Origin of the sequence: Herbaspirillum robiniae (genome assembly GCF_002213415.1) — a bacterium.
In the GTDB taxonomy this organism is placed as follows: Bacteria; Pseudomonadota; Gammaproteobacteria; order Burkholderiales; family Burkholderiaceae_D; genus Herbaspirillum; species Herbaspirillum robiniae.
In genome coordinates, this window is the sequence record NZ_NJGU01000001.1 from 319,525 (window position 1) to 338,517 (window position 18,993).

Here is an 18,993-nt window from a genome sequence, read left to right on the forward strand (position 1 = left end):
CAGGATCGCTGCATCGCAAAATCGGATGCCTCCCCGCAAAGCCGCGTCCTGCGGCGTTCTTTTTGCTGCGCCGCAGCTCATTTCCAGCCTTGCCCGGCTGTAAGCTTGTGTAAGTTTCAAGCAAGTCCTGCGTAAGGTTGGGGTCGCACACTCGCGCCGTGGACAAGTGGGCCATTACGCAAGCAATGCGGAACCAATATCGCACGTTGTGTAAACCGGGGATGGCTGTCGCGTAGGTCACATCATCTCTGCTGCGTTCTTGCATAACGCCCCATTCGGCCATGTACCGAACCATCTACTAAAACCAAGGAGACAAGCATGACGACAGCATCAGTCAATACGACTGCGCGCGGCATCACATCCGAAGAGCGCAAAGTCATTTTCGCCTCTTCGCTAGGCACCGTTTTCGAATGGTATGACTTCTACCTGTACGGCTCGCTGGCGGCGATCATCGCCAAGCAGTTCTTTGCAGGCACCGATCCCAACACCGCGTTCATCTTCGCGCTGCTGGCCTTCGCCGCCGGCTTCATCGTGCGCCCGTTCGGCGCGCTGGTGTTCGGCCGCCTGGGCGACCTGGTGGGACGCAAGTACACCTTCCTGGTCACCATCCTGATCATGGGCGCGTCGACCTTCATCGTCGGCATCCTGCCCAACTACAACTCCATCGGCATCACCGCTCCGATCATCCTGATCATCCTGCGCATCCTGCAAGGCCTGGCGCTGGGCGGCGAGTACGGCGGCGCTGCCACCTACGTGGCCGAGCACGCGCCTGAAGGCCGCCGCGGCGCCTTCACCGCATGGATCCAGACCACTGCGACGCTGGGCCTGTTCCTGTCGCTGCTGGTGATCCTGGGCGTGCGCACCTCGGTGGGCGAAGCCGCCTTCGCCGAATGGGGCTGGCGCATTCCCTTCCTGGTCTCCATCCTGCTGCTGGCCATCTCGGTGTGGATCCGCATGTCCATGAACGAGTCGCCGGCCTTCCTGAAGATGAAGTCCGAGGGCAAGGGTTCCAAGGCGCCGCTGACCGAAGCCTTCGGCCAGTGGAAGAACCTGAAGCTGGTGATCCTGGCGCTGGTGGGCCTGACCGCCGGCCAGGCCGTGGTGTGGTACACCGGCCAGTTCTACTCGCTGTTCTTCCTGACCCAGTCGCTGAAGGTTGACGGCGCCACCGCCAACATCCTGATCGCAGCCGCCCTGCTGCTGGCGACCCCGTTCTTCCTGTTCTTCGGTTCGCTGTCCGACCGGATCGGTCGCAAGCCCATCATCCTGGGTGGTTGCCTGATCGCCGCGCTGACCTACTTCCCGATCTTCAACGGCCTGACCCACTTCGCCAACCCGGCGCTGGAAGCCGCGCTGCAAAAGGCGCCGGTGGTCGTGACCGCGGATCCGGCCAGCTGCCAGTTCCAGTTCAACCCGACCGGCACCAAGAAGTTCACCTCCTCGTGCGACATCGCCAAGGCCAAGCTGTCGGCCGCATCGGTGAACTACGAGAACGTGGCCGGCCCGGCAGGTTCGGTGGCCACCATCAAGATCGGCGACAAGGTCATCACCTCCTATGACGCCGCCGGCCTGTCCAAGGAAGACGCCGCCGCCAAGGACAAGGCGCTGTCCAAGGAACTGGCTGACGACATCAAGGCCGCCGGCTATCCGACCAAGGCCGATCCCGACCAGATCAACAAGCCCATGGTCCTGCTGCTGCTGTTCATCCTGGTGCTGTACGTGACCATGGTGTACGGCCCGATCGCCGCCGCCCTGGTGGAGATGTTCCCCACCCGCATCCGTTACACCTCGATGTCGATGCCCTACCACATCGGCAACGGCTGGTTCGGCGGCCTGCTGCCCACCACCTCCTTCGCGCTGGTGGCCTACAAGGGCGACATCTACTACGGCCTGTGGTATCCGATCGTAATCGCCCTGGCGACCTTCGTGATCGGCCTGTTCTTCGTCAAGGAAACCGTCCACAACAACATCTCCGCCGAGTAAGCGGAACCGGCCGCCACCGCCGCCATGCGGCGGCCGGCCGCTGCAGTATTCCTTCAAGCTTGGGCCGTTCGGGACTTCGGATCCGGACGGCCTTTTTTCATGGGCGGCGCGTTTTCGGCGCCGGCTTCTCGGCTCGCCCCGCTTTCTCCCGCACCAGCGCCAGCAAGCCCTGCGCGGCAATCGACAGGCTGCGCTCCTTGGGCGTGACGATCAGCAGCGGACGCACCAGCTCGGGCGCGTCCAGCGGGATCGCCACCAGGTTGGGCAGGCGGAACTGGAACAGCGTCAGCTCCGGCACCACCGATACGCCCAGGCCGCTCTCGATCAGCGCCGCCACGGTAGCCAGGTGCTCCACCTCCAATCCGGTATTTACCGTGCCGCTGGGATGCAGCATGGCCTCCAGGTGCTGGCGCACGCTGGTCGAGCGCGCCAGGTGGATCAGTTCGCAGCCGGCCAGCTGCGCCACCTTGATGCGGCGTTTGCCGGCCAGCTTGTGGTCCTTGCGGCAGACCAGGTAGAACGGGTCGGAGCACAGGGGATCGGTATCGAATTCGGTCAGGTTGGTCCCCGGCGCGGTCAGCGCGATGTCGGCCTTGCCGTGGCGCAGCAGGTCCAGGCACTGGTCGGAGATGGCGTCGAACAGCTCCACCTGCACGCCGGGATAGCGCGAGCGGTAATCGGCCAGCACCGGCGGCAGCCAGCCGGCCGCCAGCGACGGCAAGGCGGCGATCGCCACTCGCCCCTTGCGGCGCGCCACGTAGTCGCTCATGTTGGAGAACGCCGACTCGATGTCGGCCACCAGCTGGCGCGCCACTTCCACGAACAGCTCGCCCTCGGGCGTCAAGGTGACGTTGCGCGTGTCGCGCTCGAACAGGCGCGCGCCGGCGGCCGCTTCCAGCTTCTGGATCATGACGCTGAAGGCCGATTGCGAGACGTGGCAGCGTTCGGCCGCGTGGCCGAAATGGCGGCAATCGGCCAGCGCCAGGAAGGCCTGCAGCAGCCGGGTCGAGATATTGGTTTGCATAACGCGGAGCGGGCGGGATTGATTTGAAAATCAGATCAATTGATCGAAAAAATCAACTTTACAACAAAATCGGCGCAAACCTACACTCGCTCCGAATCTGCCCTACCTCCGCACGAGGATCGAACAATAAAGCGGGAAGGCGGAACGGCGAAGAAAAAATCGAACCAGAACCCGGAGACACGCATGCTAGCCCTGCTCGGCTTTATCACGATCGTCCTTTTGTTTACGGCCATCCTCACCAAGAAGATGTCGCCGCTGGTGGCGCTGATCGCCATTCCCATCGTCGCCGCGCTGATCGGCGGCTTCGGCCTGCAAACCTCGAAATTCATCGTCGCCGGCGTCACTTCGATTGCGCCGGTGGCCGGCATGTTCGTGTTCGCCATCCTGTTCTTCGGCATCGTCACCGACGCCGGCATGCTGGACCCCATCATCAGCCGCATCCTCAAGACCGTCGGCAGCCGCCCCACCCGCATCGTGCCCGGCACCGCCCTGCTGGCGCTGCTGATCCACCTGGACGGCTCGGGCGCGGTGACTTTCCTGATCACCATCCCGGCCATGCTGCCGCTGTACGACCGCCTGGGCATCGACAAGCGCATCCTGGCCTGCGTGGCGTCGCTGGCCGCCGGCGTGAACTTCCTGCCCTGGACCGGCCCGATGATCCGCGCCTCGGCCGCGCTGCACATCCCGGTGTCGGACATCTTCACGCCGCTGATCCCGGTGCAGCTGGTGGGCCTGGCCTTCGTGTTCATCGCCTCTTACCTGCTGGGCCTGAAGGAAGAGCGCCGCCTCGGCCTGGGCAAGGGATCGAGCGTCAGCTTCGTGCAGCAGCATGAGCTGACCGAAGCGCAGCAGAAGATCCGCCGCCCGCAGAACTTCTGGATCAACATCGTGCTGACGGTGTTCGTGCTGGGCGTGATGATCAGCGGCAAGATCGATCCGGTGGTGATGTTCATGATCGGCGTGGTGCTGGCGCTGATGATCAACTACCGCGACGTCAACATGCAGCGCGAGCGCATCGACGCCCACGCCAAGGCGGCGCTGCTGATGGCCAGTATCCTGTTCGCCGCCGGCGTCTTCACCGGCATCATGACCAAGTCCGGCATGCTCAGCGCCATGGCCAAGACCGCCGTGGGCTTCGTGCCGCCCGAGATGGCCGGCCACATCCCGGTAGTGCTGGGCGTGCTGTCGATGCCGCTGTCGCTGCTGTTCGACCCGGACTCGTTCTACTTCGGCGTGCTGCCGGTGATCGCCGAGGTCAGCCACATGCTGGGCGTGCCCACCATCCAGGTGGCGCAGGCGGCGCTGCTGGGCCAGATGACCACCGGCTTCCCGGTCAGCCCGCTCACGCCGGCTACCTTCCTCGTATGTGGCCTGGCCGGCATCGAACTGGCCGACCACCAGAAGTACACCATCCCCTTCCTGTTCGGCGCGTCGATCGTGATGACCATCGCCTGCGTCGTGCTGGGACTGTTCCCGCTGTTCTGAGGCGGCACGCAAAGCAACAAGGAGTTCAATCGCCATGAACGGCACCACTGACACCAAGGGACGCGTCGTGCGCATCGGCGCCGGCGCCGGCTACTCGGGCGACCGCATCGAGCCGGCCGCCGAGCTGGCCGAAAAAGGCGACCTCGATTACCTGATCTTCGAATGCCTGGCCGAACGCACCATCGCCATCGGCCAGCAGGCGCGCCTGGCGGATCCGGACAAGGGCTACGACCCGCTGCTGGCCGAACGCATGCATGCGGTGCTGAAGACCTGCGCCGACAAGGGCATCCGCATCGTCACCAACATGGGCGCGGCCAATCCGCTGGCCGCCGCGCGCCGTATCCGCGAGATCGCCCGCGAGCTCGGCCTGCCGCAGCTGAAGGTCGCCGCCGTCAGCGGCGACGACGTGCTGCAGGTGGTCAGGGACTCCGGTTTCGCCATCGAAGACAACGGCCAGCCGGTCGCCTCGCTGGGCGAGCGCCTGATCTCGGCCAACGCCTACCTGGGCATCGCTCCCATCGTCGAGGCGCTGCAAGGCGGCGCCGATGTCGTGGTCACCGGCCGCGTGGCCGACCCGGCGCTGGTGCTGGCGCCGCTGGTGCATGAATTCGGCTGGGCCGCAGACGACTGGGACAAGCTGGGCCAGGGCACGCTGGTAGGCCATCTGCTGGAATGCGCCGGCCAGGTCACCGGCGGCTATTTCGCCGACCCCGGCAAGAAGGACGTGGCCGGACTGGCGCGGCTGGGATTTCCAATCGGCGAAGTCAGCGCCGACGGCAGCGCGGTGATCACCAAGGTGCCGGGCTCGGGCGGCCAGGTCACGGCGCAGACCTGCAAGGAACAACTGCTCTACGAGCTGCACGACCCGCGCAGCTACTTCACGCCGGATGTGGTGGCCGACTTCTCGCAGGCGCAGATCGCCGAGATCGGCCCGGACCGCGTCGCCGTCTCCGGTGGCCGCGGCCGGCCGCGCACCGCCACGCTCAAGACCACGCTGGGTTACCGCGACAGCTTCACCGGCGAAGGCCAGATTTCCTACGCCGGTCCCGGCGCGCTGGCGCGCGCGCAGCTGGCGCTGGAGATCGTGCGCGAGCGCCTGCAGCTGACCGGCGTACAGGCCGATGAGCTGCGCTTCGACCTGATCGGCGTGAACGCCATCTGCGGCGCCGAGATGTCCGCCGCCGCGCCCGAACCGTTCGAAGTACGGGCCCGCGTGGCCGGCCGCACGGCGACGATGAAGGAAGCGGTGCGCATCGGCAACGAAGTCGAGACGCTCTACACCAACGGCCCCGCCGGCGGCGGCGGCGCCACCAAGTCGGCACGCGAAGTGATCGCGGTGCTGTCGATGCTGCTGCCGCGCGAGCTGGCCAGGACATCCGTTCATTTCGAGGAGAGCTGACATGCTGCTGCGTGACATCGCCCATTCCCGCGCCGGCGACAAAGGCGACATCTCCAACATCTCGGTGATCACCTATCGCCAGGAAGACTATGCGCTGCTGGAGCGCGAACTGACCGCCGAGCGCGTGCGCGCACATTTCGCCGGCGTGGTGCACGGCGAGGTGGTGCGCCATGCGCTGCCGCACCTGGGCGCGCTCAACTTCGTGATGCGCCACGCGCTCGGCGGCGGCGTGACGCGGTCGCTGGCGCTGGACGCGCACGGCAAATCGCTGTCGGGCGCCATGCTGAATTTGCATCTGGGCGAAAAATAATTCCGATGATCCGCCGGCTTTCAATAGCGGCGGAGCAGGCCCTGCGCATTGGATGACGCCCGGCCTTGACGCCGTTGATCGATTTTATCGACCGTTGCGGGCGCAAAGAGGGATGTTATGCGATGCGCCGCCACGCGGCTCGCCTCATTCATTGCATGGTGGAAATATAGGCAATAAATTGCCGTTTCCCATCCACTGCAACTGCGGTCATTGCGGCTGTCCAAACGGGGCAAGATTTGGTATCGTCCGCCGGTTATTTATTTCTCGCACCGCATCAGCGCCCTGCTGATCCTTCTCCCCTTATGAAAAAACCAACCCGACTCGGCACCCCGCTTTCCCCGACAGCTACCAAGGTCATGCTGCTAGGCTCCGGCGAACTCGGCAAGGAAGTCATCATTTCCCTGCAGCGCCTGGGCGTGGAAGTGATCGCAGTGGACCGCTATGAGAATGCGCCCGGCCACCAGGTCGCGCACCGCGCCCACGTGATCAACATGACCGACGGCGCTGCCCTGGCCGCGCTGATCGAGAAGGAACAGCCTGACCTGATCGTGCCCGAGATCGAGGCCATCGCCACCGAAACCTTGGTCAAGCTGGAAGAAGCCGGCAAAGCCCGCGTCATCCCCACCGCCCGCGCCGCCTGGCTGACCATGAACCGCGAAGGCATCCGCCGCCTGGCCGGCGAGACGCTGAGCCTGGCCACCTCGCCCTATCGCTTCGCCGACAGCCTGGAAGAACTGAAGGCCGCCATCGGCCAGATCGGTTTCCCCTGCGTGATCAAGCCGGTGATGTCGTCGTCGGGCAAGGGCCAGTCCAAGATCGACGGCCCCGACGAGATCGAAGCCGCCTGGAACTACGCCGCCGCCGGCGGCCGCGTCGATGCCGGCCGCGTGATCGTGGAAGGCTTCATCGACTTCGACTACGAAATCACCCTGCTGACGGTGCGCTCGCTCAACGAAAACGGCGAGACCGTCACCAGCTTCTGCGAACCCATCGGCCACGTGCAGGTCAAGGGCGACTACGTCGAATCCTGGCAGCCGCACCCGATGCCGTCGGCCGCGCTGGAAAAGGCCCGCGACATCGCCCGCAAGGTCACCGAGAACCTCGGCGGCCTGGGCCTGTTCGGCGTGGAGCTGTTCGTCAAGGGCGACATGGTCTGGTTCTCCGAAGTCAGCCCGCGTCCGCACGACACCGGCATGGTGACCATGGTCAGCCAGGTGCAGAGCGAATTCGAACTGCACGCCAAGGCTATCCTGGGCCTGCCGGTGAACACCGCGCTGAAGACCCCGGGTGCTTCCGCCGTGATCTACGGCCAGCACGACGCCCGCGCCATCGCCTTCGACGGCGTGGCCGACGCGCTGCGCATTCCCGGCGCCGACATCCGCCTGTTCGGCAAGCCGGAATCCTTCCAGCGCCGCCGCATGGGCGTGGCGCTGGCCTCCGGCGAAAACATCGAAGCCGCGCGCATCCGCGCCAAGCAGGCTGCGGCCAAGGTGAAGCCGGTCATTCCGGAATAAGCCTTAGGTCGCGCAGTTCCAGAGCCGGGTTCCGATGCAGGTCGGGACCCGGTTTTCTTTTGTCTGCAGCGGCAATGCGCCGGGGCATGGGCGATCTGCGTTTCGTCGTGCCGATCAAAATCAGCCCCCGGCCTGCGCCGGCATGACGGAGGCTTATCAGGCCGCGTCCATGCCGCTCATCAAAACGATATAAACAGTTCTCTCGCCAACGCTGGGTATAATCAGCGCCTCCCACCACAACAGCAGTGTTGCTCACGATCATGAAGTTCGATGTCGCCATCATCGGCAGCGGTCTGGCCGGTCTTTCTGTTGCACTCCACCTCGCCGAAAAGCACAAGGTCGTCGTCATCTCCAAGGGCGAACTGCTCGACGGCGCCAGCAACTGGGCCCAGGGCGGCATCGCCGCCGTGCTCGACTCCGGCGACAGCCATGACCAGCACATCGACGACACCCTGGTGGCCGGCGCGGGACTATGCGACGAAGGCGCCACGCGCTACATCGTCGAACACGGCCGCGAGGCCATCGAGTGGCTGATCGCGCAAGGCGTGCCGTTCACGCGCGACGCCAGCGCCGAACTGGGCTACCACCTGACGCGCGAAGGCGGCCACAGCCAGCGCCGCATCATCCACGCCGCCGACGCCACCGGCCATGCGGTGCAGGTGACGCTGGAGCAGCGCGTGCGCGCCCATCCCAACATCACGCTGCTGGAGCATCACTGCGCCATCGACCTGATCCACTCGCGCAAGCTCGATCCCCAGGCCGAACCGCGCTGCCTGGGACTGTACGTGCAGGACACGCGCGCCGGCCGGGTGCTGGCCATCGCGGCGGCGCGCACGGTGCTGGCCACCGGCGGCGCCGGCAAGGTCTACCTGTACACCTCCAACCCCGACTCGGCCACCGGCGACGGCATCGCCATGGCCTGGCGCGCGGGCTGCCGCGTGGCCAACATGGAGTTCATCCAGTTCCACCCGACCTGCCTCTACCACCCTTACGCCAAGTCCTTCCTGATCAGCGAAGCGCTGCGCGGCGAAGGGGCGTTGCTGAAGCTGCCGCCGTCGGCCGGCGCCGCCGCCGGCACCCGCTTCATGCCGGAACATGACGAACGCGCCGAACTGGCGCCGCGCGACATCGTGGCGCGCGCCATCGACTTCGAGATGAAAAAGCGCGGCCTCGACCATGTCGACCTCGACATCAGCCACCAGAGCCCGGAATTCATCCGCGAACACTTCCCGACCATCATGGCGCGCTGCCTGGAGTTCGGCATCGACATCACCCGACAGCCGATTCCGGTGGTGCCGGCGGCGCACTACACCTGCGGCGGCGTGGTCACCGACATGGCCGGCCGCACCGACCTGCCCGGCCTGCACGCGGTCGGCGAGACCGCCTACACCGGCCTACACGGCGCCAACCGGCTGGCCAGCAACTCGCTGCTGGAATGCCTGGTGCTGGGACGCTCGGCGGCGGCCGACATCGAGCAGGGACTGGCCGCCGACCGGAGCGTCGCCGATGTGCCGGCCTGGGACGAAAGCCGCGTCACCGACGCCGACGAGGAAGTGGTGATCGCCCACAACTGGGACGAGCTGCGCCGCTTCATGTGGAACTACGTCAGCATCGTGCGCACCGACAAGCGGCTGGAACGCGCCCAGCACCGCATCGCGCTGCTCAAGGAAGAGATCGCCGAGTACTACGCCAACTTCCGCATCTCGCGCGACCTGCTGGAATTGCGCAACCTGGTCGACGTGGCCCAGCTGATCGTGGCCAGCGCGCTGACGCGCAAGGAAAGCCGCGGCCTGCATTTCAGCCAGGACTATCCGCGCACCCTGCCGCGCGCCACGCCGACCATCCTGCCCGGCAAGGACGCCTAGCCGCCGTGCGCGGGTGACGCCCTGCAACATGGATTGTCCTTGCCAGGCGAGGCGTGCGGCGACTAGCATTTCAGCAAGGGTCAAGGCCGCCAGCGCCAGGGAGATCATCATGAGCATCACCCGCATCAACAACTTCCGGGCGCGCGAGCATCACGCCGCCGACCTGAAGAACTTCCTGGCCGGCATTCTGCCGGCGATCCGCGCCTCGGCCGGCTGCCAGTCCTGCGAGCTGCTGCAGGACCATGCCGATCCGTCTCGTATCGTGATCGTGGAAACCTGGGACAGCATCGAAGCGCATCGCGAATCGCTGTCGCACGTGACGCCGGAGAGCATCCGCCAGGCCAAGGTGTTCCTCGCCGAGGCGCCCAGCGGGGCCTATTACTCCTGAGCATTACTCCTGAGCATTACTCCTGAATCGCCGCGCTCGGGGATCCTTCCGACCCGGGCCTATTTCCCGCCTGCCGGCTTGCCGCCGCCCCCGGGCGCTGGTGTAATATCCGCCATCGATCGCCCGGGCGTATTGGCATATTGATTGGTATGCCGCCCGCACCTTGATCGCCCCCATATCACCTTTAATCCATTGCGGAACGCCAGCCCGTGCAACGGTCTTCTTTTGCCTACGCGCGCCCCCGAGCGCGCCTGTCCCTTCTTGCGGCCGTCGCCGCCCTGCTGCTCGCATCCGGTGTCGCCCCAGCGGCCCGGGCCGATGAGCCATCGCTGCCCCAGGCGACACAGCCCGGCCAGAAGCGCCCCCGCATCTGCCTGGTGCTCTCGGGCGGCGGCGCGCGCGGCTATGCCCACCTGGGCGTGCTGCAATACCTGGAGAAACTGCATGTGCCGGTCGACTGCATCGCCGGCACCAGCATGGGCGCGCTGATCGGCGGCCTGTACGCCAGCGGCCTGTCGGCCGAGGAACTGGAGCATCGCCTGTCGGCGACCAACCTGTCGGACATCGCCTTCGACCGCAATGACCGCGCCCAGCTGCCGCAATCGCAGCGTGAGGACGAATACCAGTATCCGATCTCGATCTCGGCCGGCTACGACGAAGGCAAACTCAAGCTCGCGCCCGGCCTGGTCCAGGGCAACAACCTGCTGACGCTGCTGCAGAACTGGACCGCCCAGCTGCCGGCCAACATCGACTTCAACCGTTTGCCCATCCCGTTCCGGGCGGTGGCCACCGACCTGAGCCAGGGCACCAAGGTGGAAATGGGCGAAGGCTCGCTGCCGCGCGCCATGCGCGCCAGCATGGCCGTGCCCGGCCTGTTCGCGCCGTTTCGCGTGGGGGAGCGCACCCTGGTCGACGGCGGCCTGGTGAGCAACCTGCCGGTGCAGACGGCGCGGGAGATGGGCGCCGACGTGGTGATCGCCGTCAATATCGCCACGCCGCTGCAGGACGCCGCGGCGCTGCAATCGCCCACGGCGGTGGCGCAGCAGATGGTGGGCATCCTGATCCAGCAGAACGTGCAGGCGCAGAAGGCCCTCCTGGGCGCGCGCGACGTGCTGGTCGAGCCGCAGCTGGCGGGCATCTCCTTCACCGATTTCGCGCGCGGCAAGGATGGCGTCAACGCCGGCTGGGATGCCGCGCAACGCCAGAGCGCGCGCCTCACCGAGCTGTCGCTGCCGCCCTCGCAATGGCAGGCCTACCTGGCCGAGCGCGCGCGCAACGGCAGCGCGCTGGCCAAGGGCACCCGCATCGACGCCATCGAGGTCCGCAGCGGCGCGCACATCCCGGCCGATTACGTGCGCGGCAAGCTGACCGTGAAGGAAGGCGACGTCTATGACGGCGCCGAGCTCAATCGCCAGCTGTCGGCGCTGTCGACCAACGGCGACTTCAACGGCGTGACGCAGGAGATGGTCACCCGCGACGGGCGCAACGTGCTGGTGGTGGATGCGGAAGAGAAATCCTGGGGGCCGCAATACCTGCTGTTCGGCCTGGGCCTGTCCAACAGTTTCAACGGCCGCGGCGGCTACAACCTGCAGATCGGCCACCGCTACCCGTGGATGAACGCCAGCGGGCTGGAGTGGCGCAACGACCTGGTGCTGGGCAATACCCGCATGAGCCTGCAGAGCGAATTGCGCCAGCCGGTGTGGGGCAGCACCGGCGCCTATGTGGCGCCCTATGTGGAGCTCAGCCGGCGCTACCTGGACTACTACCTGGACGGCAGCGATGTGAAGGCGTCCCCGCTCAACGAATACCGCATCGACACCGCCATCGCCGGCGTCGACCTGGGCCTGCCGCTGGCGCGCCTGGGCGAGGTGCGCCTGGGCGTGAACTACCGGCACCAGAGCTATTCCCCCACTTACGACTACGGCCAGTCGCTGCCCAGCGGCAGCGACGGCCAGCCCGCGGCCCGTGTGCGGCTGACCATCGATCAGCTGGACGATGTGCTGTTCCCGCGCAAGGGCTACTACATCTACGCCGAGGCCAACCACGGTTTCGGCGGCAGCGACGCGCGCTACTCCGACGTACAGGCCAAGACGCTGTGGGCCTTCGGCAGCGGGCTCAACACCATCAACATCGCCCTGGAAGGCGCCCGCAGCCTGTCGGCCAACGAAGCCAGCCCCGGCAGCAGCGGCATAGGATTCACGCTGGGCGGCTTCCAGCGCCTGTCGGCCTATGCGCCGGACCAGTTCTCCGGCAACTACCTGTTATATGGCCGTGTCACCTGGCTGCGCGACCTCAACCAGTACAGCCTGGCCGGCCTGCGCAATCCGGTGCTGGGCACCAGCCTGGAGGCGGGCAACGTCTGGCAGTCCAGGGACAATTTCGGCGACGGGCCCTACAAGACCAGCGCCAGCGTTTTCCTGGGCGGCAACAGCGCGGTCGGGCCGATCTACTTCGGCGTCGCCGTGGGGCAGCGCGGCGTGTGGAACGTCTACATGCAGCTGGGACGGGTATTCTGAGGCGCGCCCCGGCGCGGGCTTACTCCGGCGCCGCGGCCGCGGCGCGTTCGCGACGCCGCACGCGGACTTCCTGGGGCGGATAACCGAAGAATTCGAGCACGCTGTTGGCGACCTGGTCGCGGTCGTTGTCCACGCAGATCATGTGATAGCTGTTTTCCAGCACCACCACGCGCGTATCGGCGATCTGCTCCCTGAGGAATTCCGCCGAACGCAGGCTGGTCAGCTCGTCCTCGCGGGCATGCACCACCAGCGCGCTGGCCTTGATGTTCTTCGCGCCCGCCATGGCCCAGCCGCGCAGGCGGTCGACCTGCTTCACGCAGATCAGCGGCACCCAGCGGTAATGGAAGTTGTCGCCGCGTTCGAACTTGGCCTTCACCACCGCGCGCACCAGCGTGTTCTTGATGCCGAAGGGCTCGCCCTCCTCCACCTTCATGCGCGTGGCCAGGCCCGGGATGAAGTAGAACAGCTTGCGCAGCGCGGCATACCAGGGCGTGGACCAGCCGTCGATATAGATCGGCGGCGCCAGCGTGACCAGCTTGCCCTGCGCCGGACCGTGCTGCACGCGCTCGGCCAGCACCAGCGCCACCAGCGCGCCCATGCACATGCCCATGATGTGCAGCTGGTCGTACTGCGGCTGCAGCTCGCGGTACTGCGCCACCACGGCGTCTATCCATTGCTCGGCGCGCACGCCGGCCAGGTCTTCGGGCGTGGTGCCGTGGCCGGCCAGCGTGATGGCGTGCGTCTCCACCCCGGCCTTGGCCAGGATCTTGTGCATCGAGCCCAGGTCGTACTGGGTGCCGCCCAGCCCGTGGATGAGCAAGGCGCCGACACGGCCGCTCATTACGCGCTCCGGCCTGCGGGCGTTGGCGCATCCCCTGCGTCGGTGAAGCGCCAGACGCCGGCCACCAGCGCCAGCTGGTCCTCGGCATCGAGCAGGCTGCGGCTGGCGTCGAGCACCACCGCGCCGCTGCCGTCGAGCCGGAACGGCATGTCGGCGCGCTCGTCGCCGTCAGCGCCGTCGGCGGTGTCGCCGCCATCGAGCAGGCGCCGGCGCAGGCGCGCCTGGTCCAGCGGAGACACCAGCGCCAGCACCTGGTCCAGCGTGCGCAGCTGCGCCGCCGGACGGCCCAGCAGGGCCTCGACATCGCCGCTCCAGGTGAAGGTGAGTTGCTGCGGATCGAGCGTATAGGCCAGCTGCCGGCTGGCCGACAGCGACAGTTCGACCTCGGTTTTCCAGCGCGCGACATCCTCGTGCAACTGCTCGCGCGTGGTCTTGAGCGCGCTGATGAGCAGCGACAGCAGCGACGCCACCGCCAGGTAGACCTGCAGCTCCAGCAAGGCATTGCTGGAATGCAGCTGCACCAGCTCGACGAAGGGCCCGCGGCCCAGGGAGTTGTAGACGAAGGCCATGAGCGAGAGCACCACCACCGACAGCGCGCCGCCGCGGCCGCCCCAGAGGATCGTCACCAGCGCGATGAAGAACAGCGGCACGTAGCTGGTCGAGAAGCTGACGTCGAACACCAGCCGGTCGATGTCGCTATCGAAGGCCAGGTAGGCCGAGACCACCATCGCGATGAACGAGCCCAGGCCAAGCAGGAATTCGGTGCGCGCGATGCCGCCCGAGCGGGTGGCGCGAAACTGCGACCAGCCGGCCAGCACCGGCGTCATGATCAGGATGCCCACCAGGTCGGACATGGCCCAGATGCGCAGCGTCTGCCAGAACGGCTGGCCCTGGGTCAGCTGGAACCACGCGGCGCCGAACAGGCCGCTGACCACGCTGGCGCCCACGCCTATCATCAGCAGGCCGCGCACGAAGAACAGCCCCTCCATCGGGAACGGGGCGCGCCGCACCAGCCACACGGCGATCGCGGCCACGCCGATTTCGTCCAGCGAGAACAGCATCATGCGCAGCAGGTCGCGCTGCTCGACCCAGCCCAGCAAGACCTGGGCGGCCACCAGCAGCACCAGCAGCGGGAACCAGCGCGCCGTGGGCGTGAGCAGCAGCGCGCCGACCGTGATGCCGGCCGGCAGCCAGATGTAGCCGCTGGCGATGAAGGCGCCGTTGAGCTCATGCGAGGTGAAGCCGAACAGGAAATAGACGACAGCCCACGCCAGCGGCGCGACGAGATAATTTGATTTCACCATGGGTCCCCGGAGATGAAGGCGGTGCGTGGTTTGCCGCGATGTGCCGCAATATGCCGCGTATAGCCGTCGCTTGTTGACGCCTATTGCCACCTGTTGCCGCTTACTACGGTCACGCGGCAGCTGCGCGCAATTTTAGCAGGCGCTTGCCGCGGCGCATCTTCCTTACATGTGTGCAGATCAAGGCCATATGTGTAAAATGCGAACAATTCTCATTAAAGTTTGACATCGATGGCCGCCCCCGACATCAGCGTCTCCGACCGCGCTCCCGCAGCCGACTTCAGCCTGCTCTACACGCAGCATCACGGCTGGCTGCATCAATGGCTGCGCGGCAAGCTGGGCAACGCCTTCGACGCCGCCGACCTGGCCCACGACACCTTCCTGCGCGTGCTGGCCGGACGCAGGGTAGCCGACATCAACGAGCCGCGCGCCTACCTGACGACCGTCGCCCGCGGCATCCTGGTCAACTGGTACCAGCGCCGCGCGCTGGAAACCAGCTTCCTGGAGGCGCTGGCCCTGCTGCCCGAAGCCCAGGCGCCCTCGGCGGAACACCAGCACATCATCCTGGAAACCCTGGCCCAGGTCGACGCCATGCTCGACACCCTGCCCGCGCGGGCCAAGAACGCCTTCCTGCTGTCGCAACTGGAGGGGCTGAAGTACGAGGAAATCGCCGAGCGCCTGGGCTGCTCGCTGATCAGCGTCAAGCGCTACATGAAGCAGGCCTTCCTGGCCTGCCTCACGCTGATGGAATGAGCATGCGCGGCCACTCCAGCGCCGGCGCCATCGACGCCCGCATCCTCGACCAGGCGGCCGAATGGCTGGTGCGCCTGCACGACGGCAACGCCTCCGAGGCCGACCGCCGGGACTGCCGCATCTGGCAAAACGCCAGCCCTGAACATGCCCGCGCCTGGGCCCGCGCCGAGGCGCTGATGAACAAGCTCGGCACGCTTCCTCCCGAACTGGCCATGCCGGTCCTGCAGCGCCCGACCGCGCCGGCGCGGCGGGCGGCGCTGGCCAAGCTGGCCGGCCTGATCGCCGCGGTTCCGGCTGCCTGGCTGGGCTGGCGCACGCTGCAAGACAGCGGCCTGACAGCCGACCACCGCACCGCCACCGGCCAGCGACGCGACATCCGCCTGGCCGACGGCACCCGCGTCATGCTCAACAGCGGCAGCGCCATCGACGTGCGCTTCGACGGACAGCGCCGGCTGCTCCGGCTGCGCAGCGGCGAGATCATGGTCACCACCGCCCCGGATACGGCCGCATCGCCGCGCCCGTTCTACGTGGAGACCGCCGAGGGCATGCTGCAGGCGCTGGGCACGCGCTTCTCGGTGCGGCAGGACGACGGCCGCAGCCGGCTGGCGGTGTTCGAGCACGCCGTACGCATCGAGCCGCGCCGCCTGCCGGCTTCGGCCTGGCTGACCGTGCCGGCCGGCAGCAAGGCCACGTTTTCGGCCGACGCCATCGACGCCCTGCAGCCCGCCGGCGCAGCCGACGACGCCTGGACGCAGGGCATGCTGCTGGCCGACAACATGCGCCTGGCCGATTTCACGGCCGAGCTGGCGCGCCACAGGCCCGGCCTGCTGCGCTGCGAGCCGGACGTGGCCGAGCTGCGCGTGTCCGGCACCTTCCCGCTGGACCAGCCGGACCAGATCCTCAGCATGCTGGTCTCGACCTACCCGGTCCAGGCCATGCGCCGCTTCGGCGGCTACTGGGTGACGCTGTCGGCGCGGAGTTGATGGTTTGCCGCGCGCCGGAAATTATTTTTCGCCATCCGCTGATACTTTTTTCGATCCTGGCTGGCAATGGAAGTGAAACCACCTTCTTCCATTGAAAGGATCCGCCCGATGCATCCCCAGCCAGACCGCCTGCGCGCGCGCTCCCTGCGCCAGCCCCCGTTACGCTTGCGCCTCACGGCGCCGGCCTTCGCCGCCCTGCTCGCCTGCACCGTGTGCGCTGCCTGGCACGGCACCGCGCACGCCGCCGATGCCGATGCGCCGACCCTGAACGACAGCGCCCGGCGCAGCTACGACATCCCGGCCGGCCCACTGGGACGCAACCTGTCCTCGTTCGCGCTGGCCTCCGGCATCGCGCTGTCGTTCGAGCCGGCGCTGACCGACGGCAAGTCAGGCCCTGCGGTGTCGGGCCAGATGAGCATGCGCGAGGCCGCGACGCGGCTGCTGGCCGGCAGCGGGCTGGAGATCGTCGGCCGCGCCGACGGCAGCTTCACGCTGCGCCGCGCCACCGCCGGCGCCCAGGCGCCGCAGGCGCTGCCGGCGGTGACCATCACCGCCCAGGCCGAGGCCGGCACGTTGACCGAAGGCAGCGGCTCCTACACCACCCGCGCCACCGGCGCCGCCACCCGCATGCCGCTGTCGCTGCGCGAGACGCCGCAGTCGGTCAGCGTCATCACGCGCCAGCAGATCGAAGACCAGAACCTGCTGACCCTGAACGACGTGCTGCGCCAGACGCCCGGCATCGTCGCCGACCGACTGGACGAGCGCGTGAGCTTTTCCTCGCGCGGCTTCGCGCTCAACACCATGATCGACGGCGTGCCCACGCTTTCCTTCAACAGCGTGGCCGGCGAAACCAGCATGGCCAGCATGCAGGTCTATGACCGCATCGAGGTGGTGCGCGGCGCGGCCGGCCTGCTCAACGGCTCCGGCTCGCCCGGCGGCTCGGTCAACCTGGTGCGCAAGCGCCCCACCGCCGACTTCTCCGGCCATGTCGGCGCGGGTGTTGGCAGCTGGAACCGCTACAGCATGGAAGCCGACCTCAGCAGCCGGCTCAACGAAGCCGGCACCGTGCGCGGCCGCGTGGTCGCCTCGCATTCCGACGGCGGCAGCTTCACCGACAGCAAGAAGCAGAGCGAAGACGTGTTCTACGGCATCGTCGAGGCCGACCTCTCGCGCGACACGCTGCTGTCGGCCGGCGTGGAATACCAGCGCACCGCGATCAAGGGCGCCAACTTCGGGCAAAGTCCGCTGTTCTACGCCAACGGCTCGCCCACCAGCCTGCCGCGTTCGTTCAGCTCGAGCTCGCCCTGGAGCACCTGGAACATGGATACCCAGCGCTACTTCGTCAACCTCGACCACCATTTCGAGAACGACTGGCGCCTGAAGGTGGACGCCGCCCTCATCACCAATGACCGCGACCGCTACAGCGCCGACATCTGGCTCTACCCGGGCAACATCAACGCCGCCACCAACATGGGCACGGTGCAGGTGTCCAACAACCCGGCCACCTCCGTCACCCGTGCGCTGGACGTCTACGCCACCGGCCCCTTCAGCCTGTTCGGCCGCAGCCATACCGCGGTGCTGGGCGCCAACTACAACCGCTACGCCTATGACTACGGCAACTACAGCCGGCTGCTCAACACGGTGGACCGCCAGGCGGTCAACATCGTCAACCTGGGCGCCGTGGCGCAGCCGGACTTCCGCTATCCGATCAACCAGTTCAGCGGCGTGACCGAGGAAAAGGCGGTCTACGGCGCGCTGCGCTTCAAGCCCACCGACGCCTTGTCCATCATCATCGGCAGCCGCCTGTCCTGGTACGACAACGACCTCGTCAGCCGCAGCTGGCAAAGCGGGGCCAACGGCCGCGCGGTGGCCAGCAGCTCGGGCCACGAGAGCGCGGTCTTCACACCGTACGGCGGCATCGTCTACGACCTCGACGACACCTGGTCGGCCTACACCAGCTACACCAACATCTTCCAGCCCAACACGGTGCGCAACGCCAGCAACCAGATCATCGATCCCAAGCGCGGCACCAACCTCGAGTTCGGCGTGAAGGGCGAGCACATGGGCGGCAAGCTCAATACCAGCTTCGCCGTGTTCGAGGTGGAGGAAGACAACGCCACCGAACTCGATACCGGCGCCGGCGCGCTGCCCGACGGCACCACGCCCTATCGCGCCGTCAACGGCGCCAGGACGCGCGGCTTCGAGACCACCATCTCGGGCGAACTGGCGCGCGGCTGGCAGCTCATGGCCGGCTATACCTACAGCGCCAAGTTCACCAGCAAGAACGTGCTGATGAACACCAACTACCCGCAGCGCATGTTCCGGCTGGCCACCAGCTACCGCTTGCCGGGCGCGCTGTCGAAGCTGACGGTCGGCGGCAGCCTGTCTTACCAGAGCGGGATTTCGTATGTGGAGACCTACAGCAACCAGACCGCCTACCAGGGCGGCCTGACGCTGGTGGGCCTGATGGCGCGCTACGAGGTGTCGCCGCAGCTGAGCCTGTCGCTCAACGTCGAGAACCTGACCGACAAGTACTACTACACCGGGCTGGGCGGCTACAACGGCTACACCTACGGCAATCCGCGCAACACCTGGCTGAAGGCGAACTACAAGTTCTGAGCCCGGCGCCGC

At 67.0% G+C, this 18,993-nt stretch carries 15 protein-coding genes; 11 read left to right on the top strand and 4 right to left on the bottom strand.

The window, feature by feature from the left end:
* Window positions 1-318 precede the first annotated feature (318 nt).
* Window positions 319-1,983, top strand: a complete 1,665-nt coding sequence (locus tag CEJ42_RS01320) for an MFS transporter (RefSeq protein ID WP_079215068.1) — start codon at window positions 319-321, stop codon at window positions 1,981-1,983.
* A gap of 97 nt (window positions 1,984-2,080) precedes the next feature.
* On the opposite strand, the gene CEJ42_RS01325 is transcribed toward CEJ42_RS01320, so the two are convergent.
* On the bottom strand, window positions 2,081-3,007 hold the full coding sequence (locus CEJ42_RS01325) for a LysR family transcriptional regulator (protein ID WP_079215069.1): 927 nt from the start codon (window positions 3,005-3,007) through the stop codon (window positions 2,081-2,083).
* 183 nt (window positions 3,008-3,190) lie between these two features.
* Here CEJ42_RS01325 and CEJ42_RS01330 point away from each other — a divergent pair, with 183 nt between their 5' ends.
* The 4 genes from CEJ42_RS01330 (at window position 3,191) to purT (ending at window position 7,715) form a co-directional block, all read left to right on the top strand.
* A complete protein-coding gene (locus CEJ42_RS01330) occupies window positions 3,191-4,492 on the top strand; it encodes a CitMHS family transporter (protein ID WP_079215070.1) in 1,302 nt (433 codons plus the stop codon).
* 34 nt (window positions 4,493-4,526) lie between these two features.
* On the top strand, window positions 4,527-5,891 hold the full coding sequence (locus tag CEJ42_RS01335) for an acyclic terpene utilization AtuA family protein (protein WP_088749825.1): 1,365 nt from the start codon (window positions 4,527-4,529) through the stop codon (window positions 5,889-5,891).
* 1 nt (window position 5,892) lies between these two features.
* On the top strand, window positions 5,893-6,201 hold the full coding sequence (locus CEJ42_RS01340; RefSeq protein ID WP_088749826.1) for an AtuA-related protein: 309 nt from the start codon (window positions 5,893-5,895) through the stop codon (window positions 6,199-6,201).
* 302 nt (window positions 6,202-6,503) lie between these two features.
* Window positions 6,504-7,715, top strand: a complete 1,212-nt coding sequence (purT, locus tag CEJ42_RS01345) for a formate-dependent phosphoribosylglycinamide formyltransferase (RefSeq protein ID WP_079215073.1) — start codon at window positions 6,504-6,506, stop codon at window positions 7,713-7,715.
* Here purT and CEJ42_RS24375 read toward each other — a convergent pair.
* Window positions 7,702-7,977, bottom strand: a complete 276-nt coding sequence (locus CEJ42_RS24375) for a hypothetical protein (protein ID WP_129587658.1) — start codon at window positions 7,975-7,977, stop codon at window positions 7,702-7,704. The two genes, purT and CEJ42_RS24375, sit on opposite strands and share 14 nt — an antisense overlap.
* Here CEJ42_RS24375 and nadB point away from each other — a divergent pair.
* The 3 genes from nadB (at window position 7,976) to CEJ42_RS01360 (ending at window position 12,484) form a co-directional block, all read left to right on the top strand.
* Window positions 7,976-9,580 carry an L-aspartate oxidase gene (nadB, locus tag CEJ42_RS01350; RefSeq protein WP_088749827.1) on the top strand — a complete coding sequence of 535 codons (1,605 nt, stop codon included), beginning with the start codon at window positions 7,976-7,978 and terminating at the stop codon, window positions 9,578-9,580. The two genes, CEJ42_RS24375 and nadB, sit on opposite strands and share 2 nt — an antisense overlap.
* A gap of 109 nt (window positions 9,581-9,689) precedes the next feature.
* Window positions 9,690-9,968, top strand: a complete 279-nt coding sequence (locus CEJ42_RS01355) for a putative quinol monooxygenase (protein WP_079215075.1) — start codon at window positions 9,690-9,692, stop codon at window positions 9,966-9,968.
* Between the two features lie 209 nt (window positions 9,969-10,177).
* Window positions 10,178-12,484, top strand: a complete 2,307-nt coding sequence (locus CEJ42_RS01360; protein WP_420840737.1) for a patatin-like phospholipase family protein — start codon at window positions 10,178-10,180, stop codon at window positions 12,482-12,484.
* A gap of 19 nt (window positions 12,485-12,503) precedes the next feature.
* Here CEJ42_RS01360 and CEJ42_RS01365 read toward each other — a convergent pair whose 3' ends face one another.
* Window positions 12,504-13,325 (bottom strand): alpha/beta hydrolase, encoded by an 822-nt coding sequence (locus CEJ42_RS01365; protein ID WP_079215076.1) that lies wholly within the window; start codon window positions 13,323-13,325, stop codon window positions 12,504-12,506.
* On the bottom strand, window positions 13,325-14,629 hold the full coding sequence (locus CEJ42_RS01370) for an MASE1 domain-containing protein (protein WP_088749828.1): 1,305 nt from the start codon (window positions 14,627-14,629) through the stop codon (window positions 13,325-13,327). Before CEJ42_RS01370 ends, CEJ42_RS01365 begins: the two co-directional genes overlap by 1 nt.
* A gap of 228 nt (window positions 14,630-14,857) precedes the next feature.
* Here CEJ42_RS01370 and CEJ42_RS01375 point away from each other — a divergent pair, with 228 nt between their 5' ends.
* The 3 genes from CEJ42_RS01375 (at window position 14,858) to CEJ42_RS01385 (ending at window position 18,981) form a co-directional block, all read left to right on the top strand.
* Window positions 14,858-15,379, top strand: a complete 522-nt coding sequence (locus tag CEJ42_RS01375) for a sigma-70 family RNA polymerase sigma factor (RefSeq protein ID WP_088749829.1) — start codon at window positions 14,858-14,860, stop codon at window positions 15,377-15,379.
* A 2-nt stretch (window positions 15,380-15,381) separates the two neighbouring features.
* A complete protein-coding gene (locus CEJ42_RS01380; RefSeq protein WP_088749830.1) occupies window positions 15,382-16,362 on the top strand; it encodes a FecR domain-containing protein in 981 nt (326 codons plus the stop codon).
* Window positions 16,363-16,470: 108 nt separating this feature from the next.
* On the top strand, window positions 16,471-18,981 hold the full coding sequence (locus tag CEJ42_RS01385) for a TonB-dependent siderophore receptor (protein ID WP_088749831.1): 2,511 nt from the start codon (window positions 16,471-16,473) through the stop codon (window positions 18,979-18,981).
* The last annotated feature ends 12 nt before the right edge of the window (window positions 18,982-18,993 follow it).

Coding starts and splice junctions, on each gene's coding strand:
- purT (WP_079215073.1), top strand. CDS start 6,504: ATGAAAAAACCAACCCGACTCGGCACCCCGCTTTCCCCGACAGCTACC.
- CEJ42_RS01325 (WP_079215069.1), bottom strand. CDS start 3,007: ATGCAAACCAATATCTCGACCCGGCTGCTGCAGGCCTTCCTGGCGCTG.
- CEJ42_RS01320 (WP_079215068.1), top strand. CDS start 319: ATGACGACAGCATCAGTCAATACGACTGCGCGCGGCATCACATCCGAA.
- CEJ42_RS01370 (WP_088749828.1), bottom strand. CDS start 14,629: ATGGTGAAATCAAATTATCTCGTCGCGCCGCTGGCGTGGGCTGTCGTC.
- nadB (WP_088749827.1), top strand. CDS start 7,976: ATGAAGTTCGATGTCGCCATCATCGGCAGCGGTCTGGCCGGTCTTTCT.
- CEJ42_RS01335 (WP_088749825.1), top strand. CDS start 4,527: ATGAACGGCACCACTGACACCAAGGGACGCGTCGTGCGCATCGGCGCC.
- CEJ42_RS24375 (WP_129587658.1), bottom strand. CDS start 7,977: ATGATCGTGAGCAACACTGCTGTTGTGGTGGGAGGCGCTGATTATACC.
- CEJ42_RS01385 (WP_088749831.1), top strand. CDS start 16,471: ATGCATCCCCAGCCAGACCGCCTGCGCGCGCGCTCCCTGCGCCAGCCC.
- CEJ42_RS01330 (WP_079215070.1), top strand. CDS start 3,191: ATGCTAGCCCTGCTCGGCTTTATCACGATCGTCCTTTTGTTTACGGCC.
- CEJ42_RS01375 (WP_088749829.1), top strand. CDS start 14,858: ATGGCCGCCCCCGACATCAGCGTCTCCGACCGCGCTCCCGCAGCCGAC.
- CEJ42_RS01365 (WP_079215076.1), bottom strand. CDS start 13,325: ATGAGCGGCCGTGTCGGCGCCTTGCTCATCCACGGGCTGGGCGGCACC.
- CEJ42_RS01340 (WP_088749826.1), top strand. CDS start 5,893: ATGCTGCTGCGTGACATCGCCCATTCCCGCGCCGGCGACAAAGGCGAC.
- CEJ42_RS01380 (WP_088749830.1), top strand. CDS start 15,382: ATGCGCGGCCACTCCAGCGCCGGCGCCATCGACGCCCGCATCCTCGAC.
- CEJ42_RS01355 (WP_079215075.1), top strand. CDS start 9,690: ATGAGCATCACCCGCATCAACAACTTCCGGGCGCGCGAGCATCACGCC.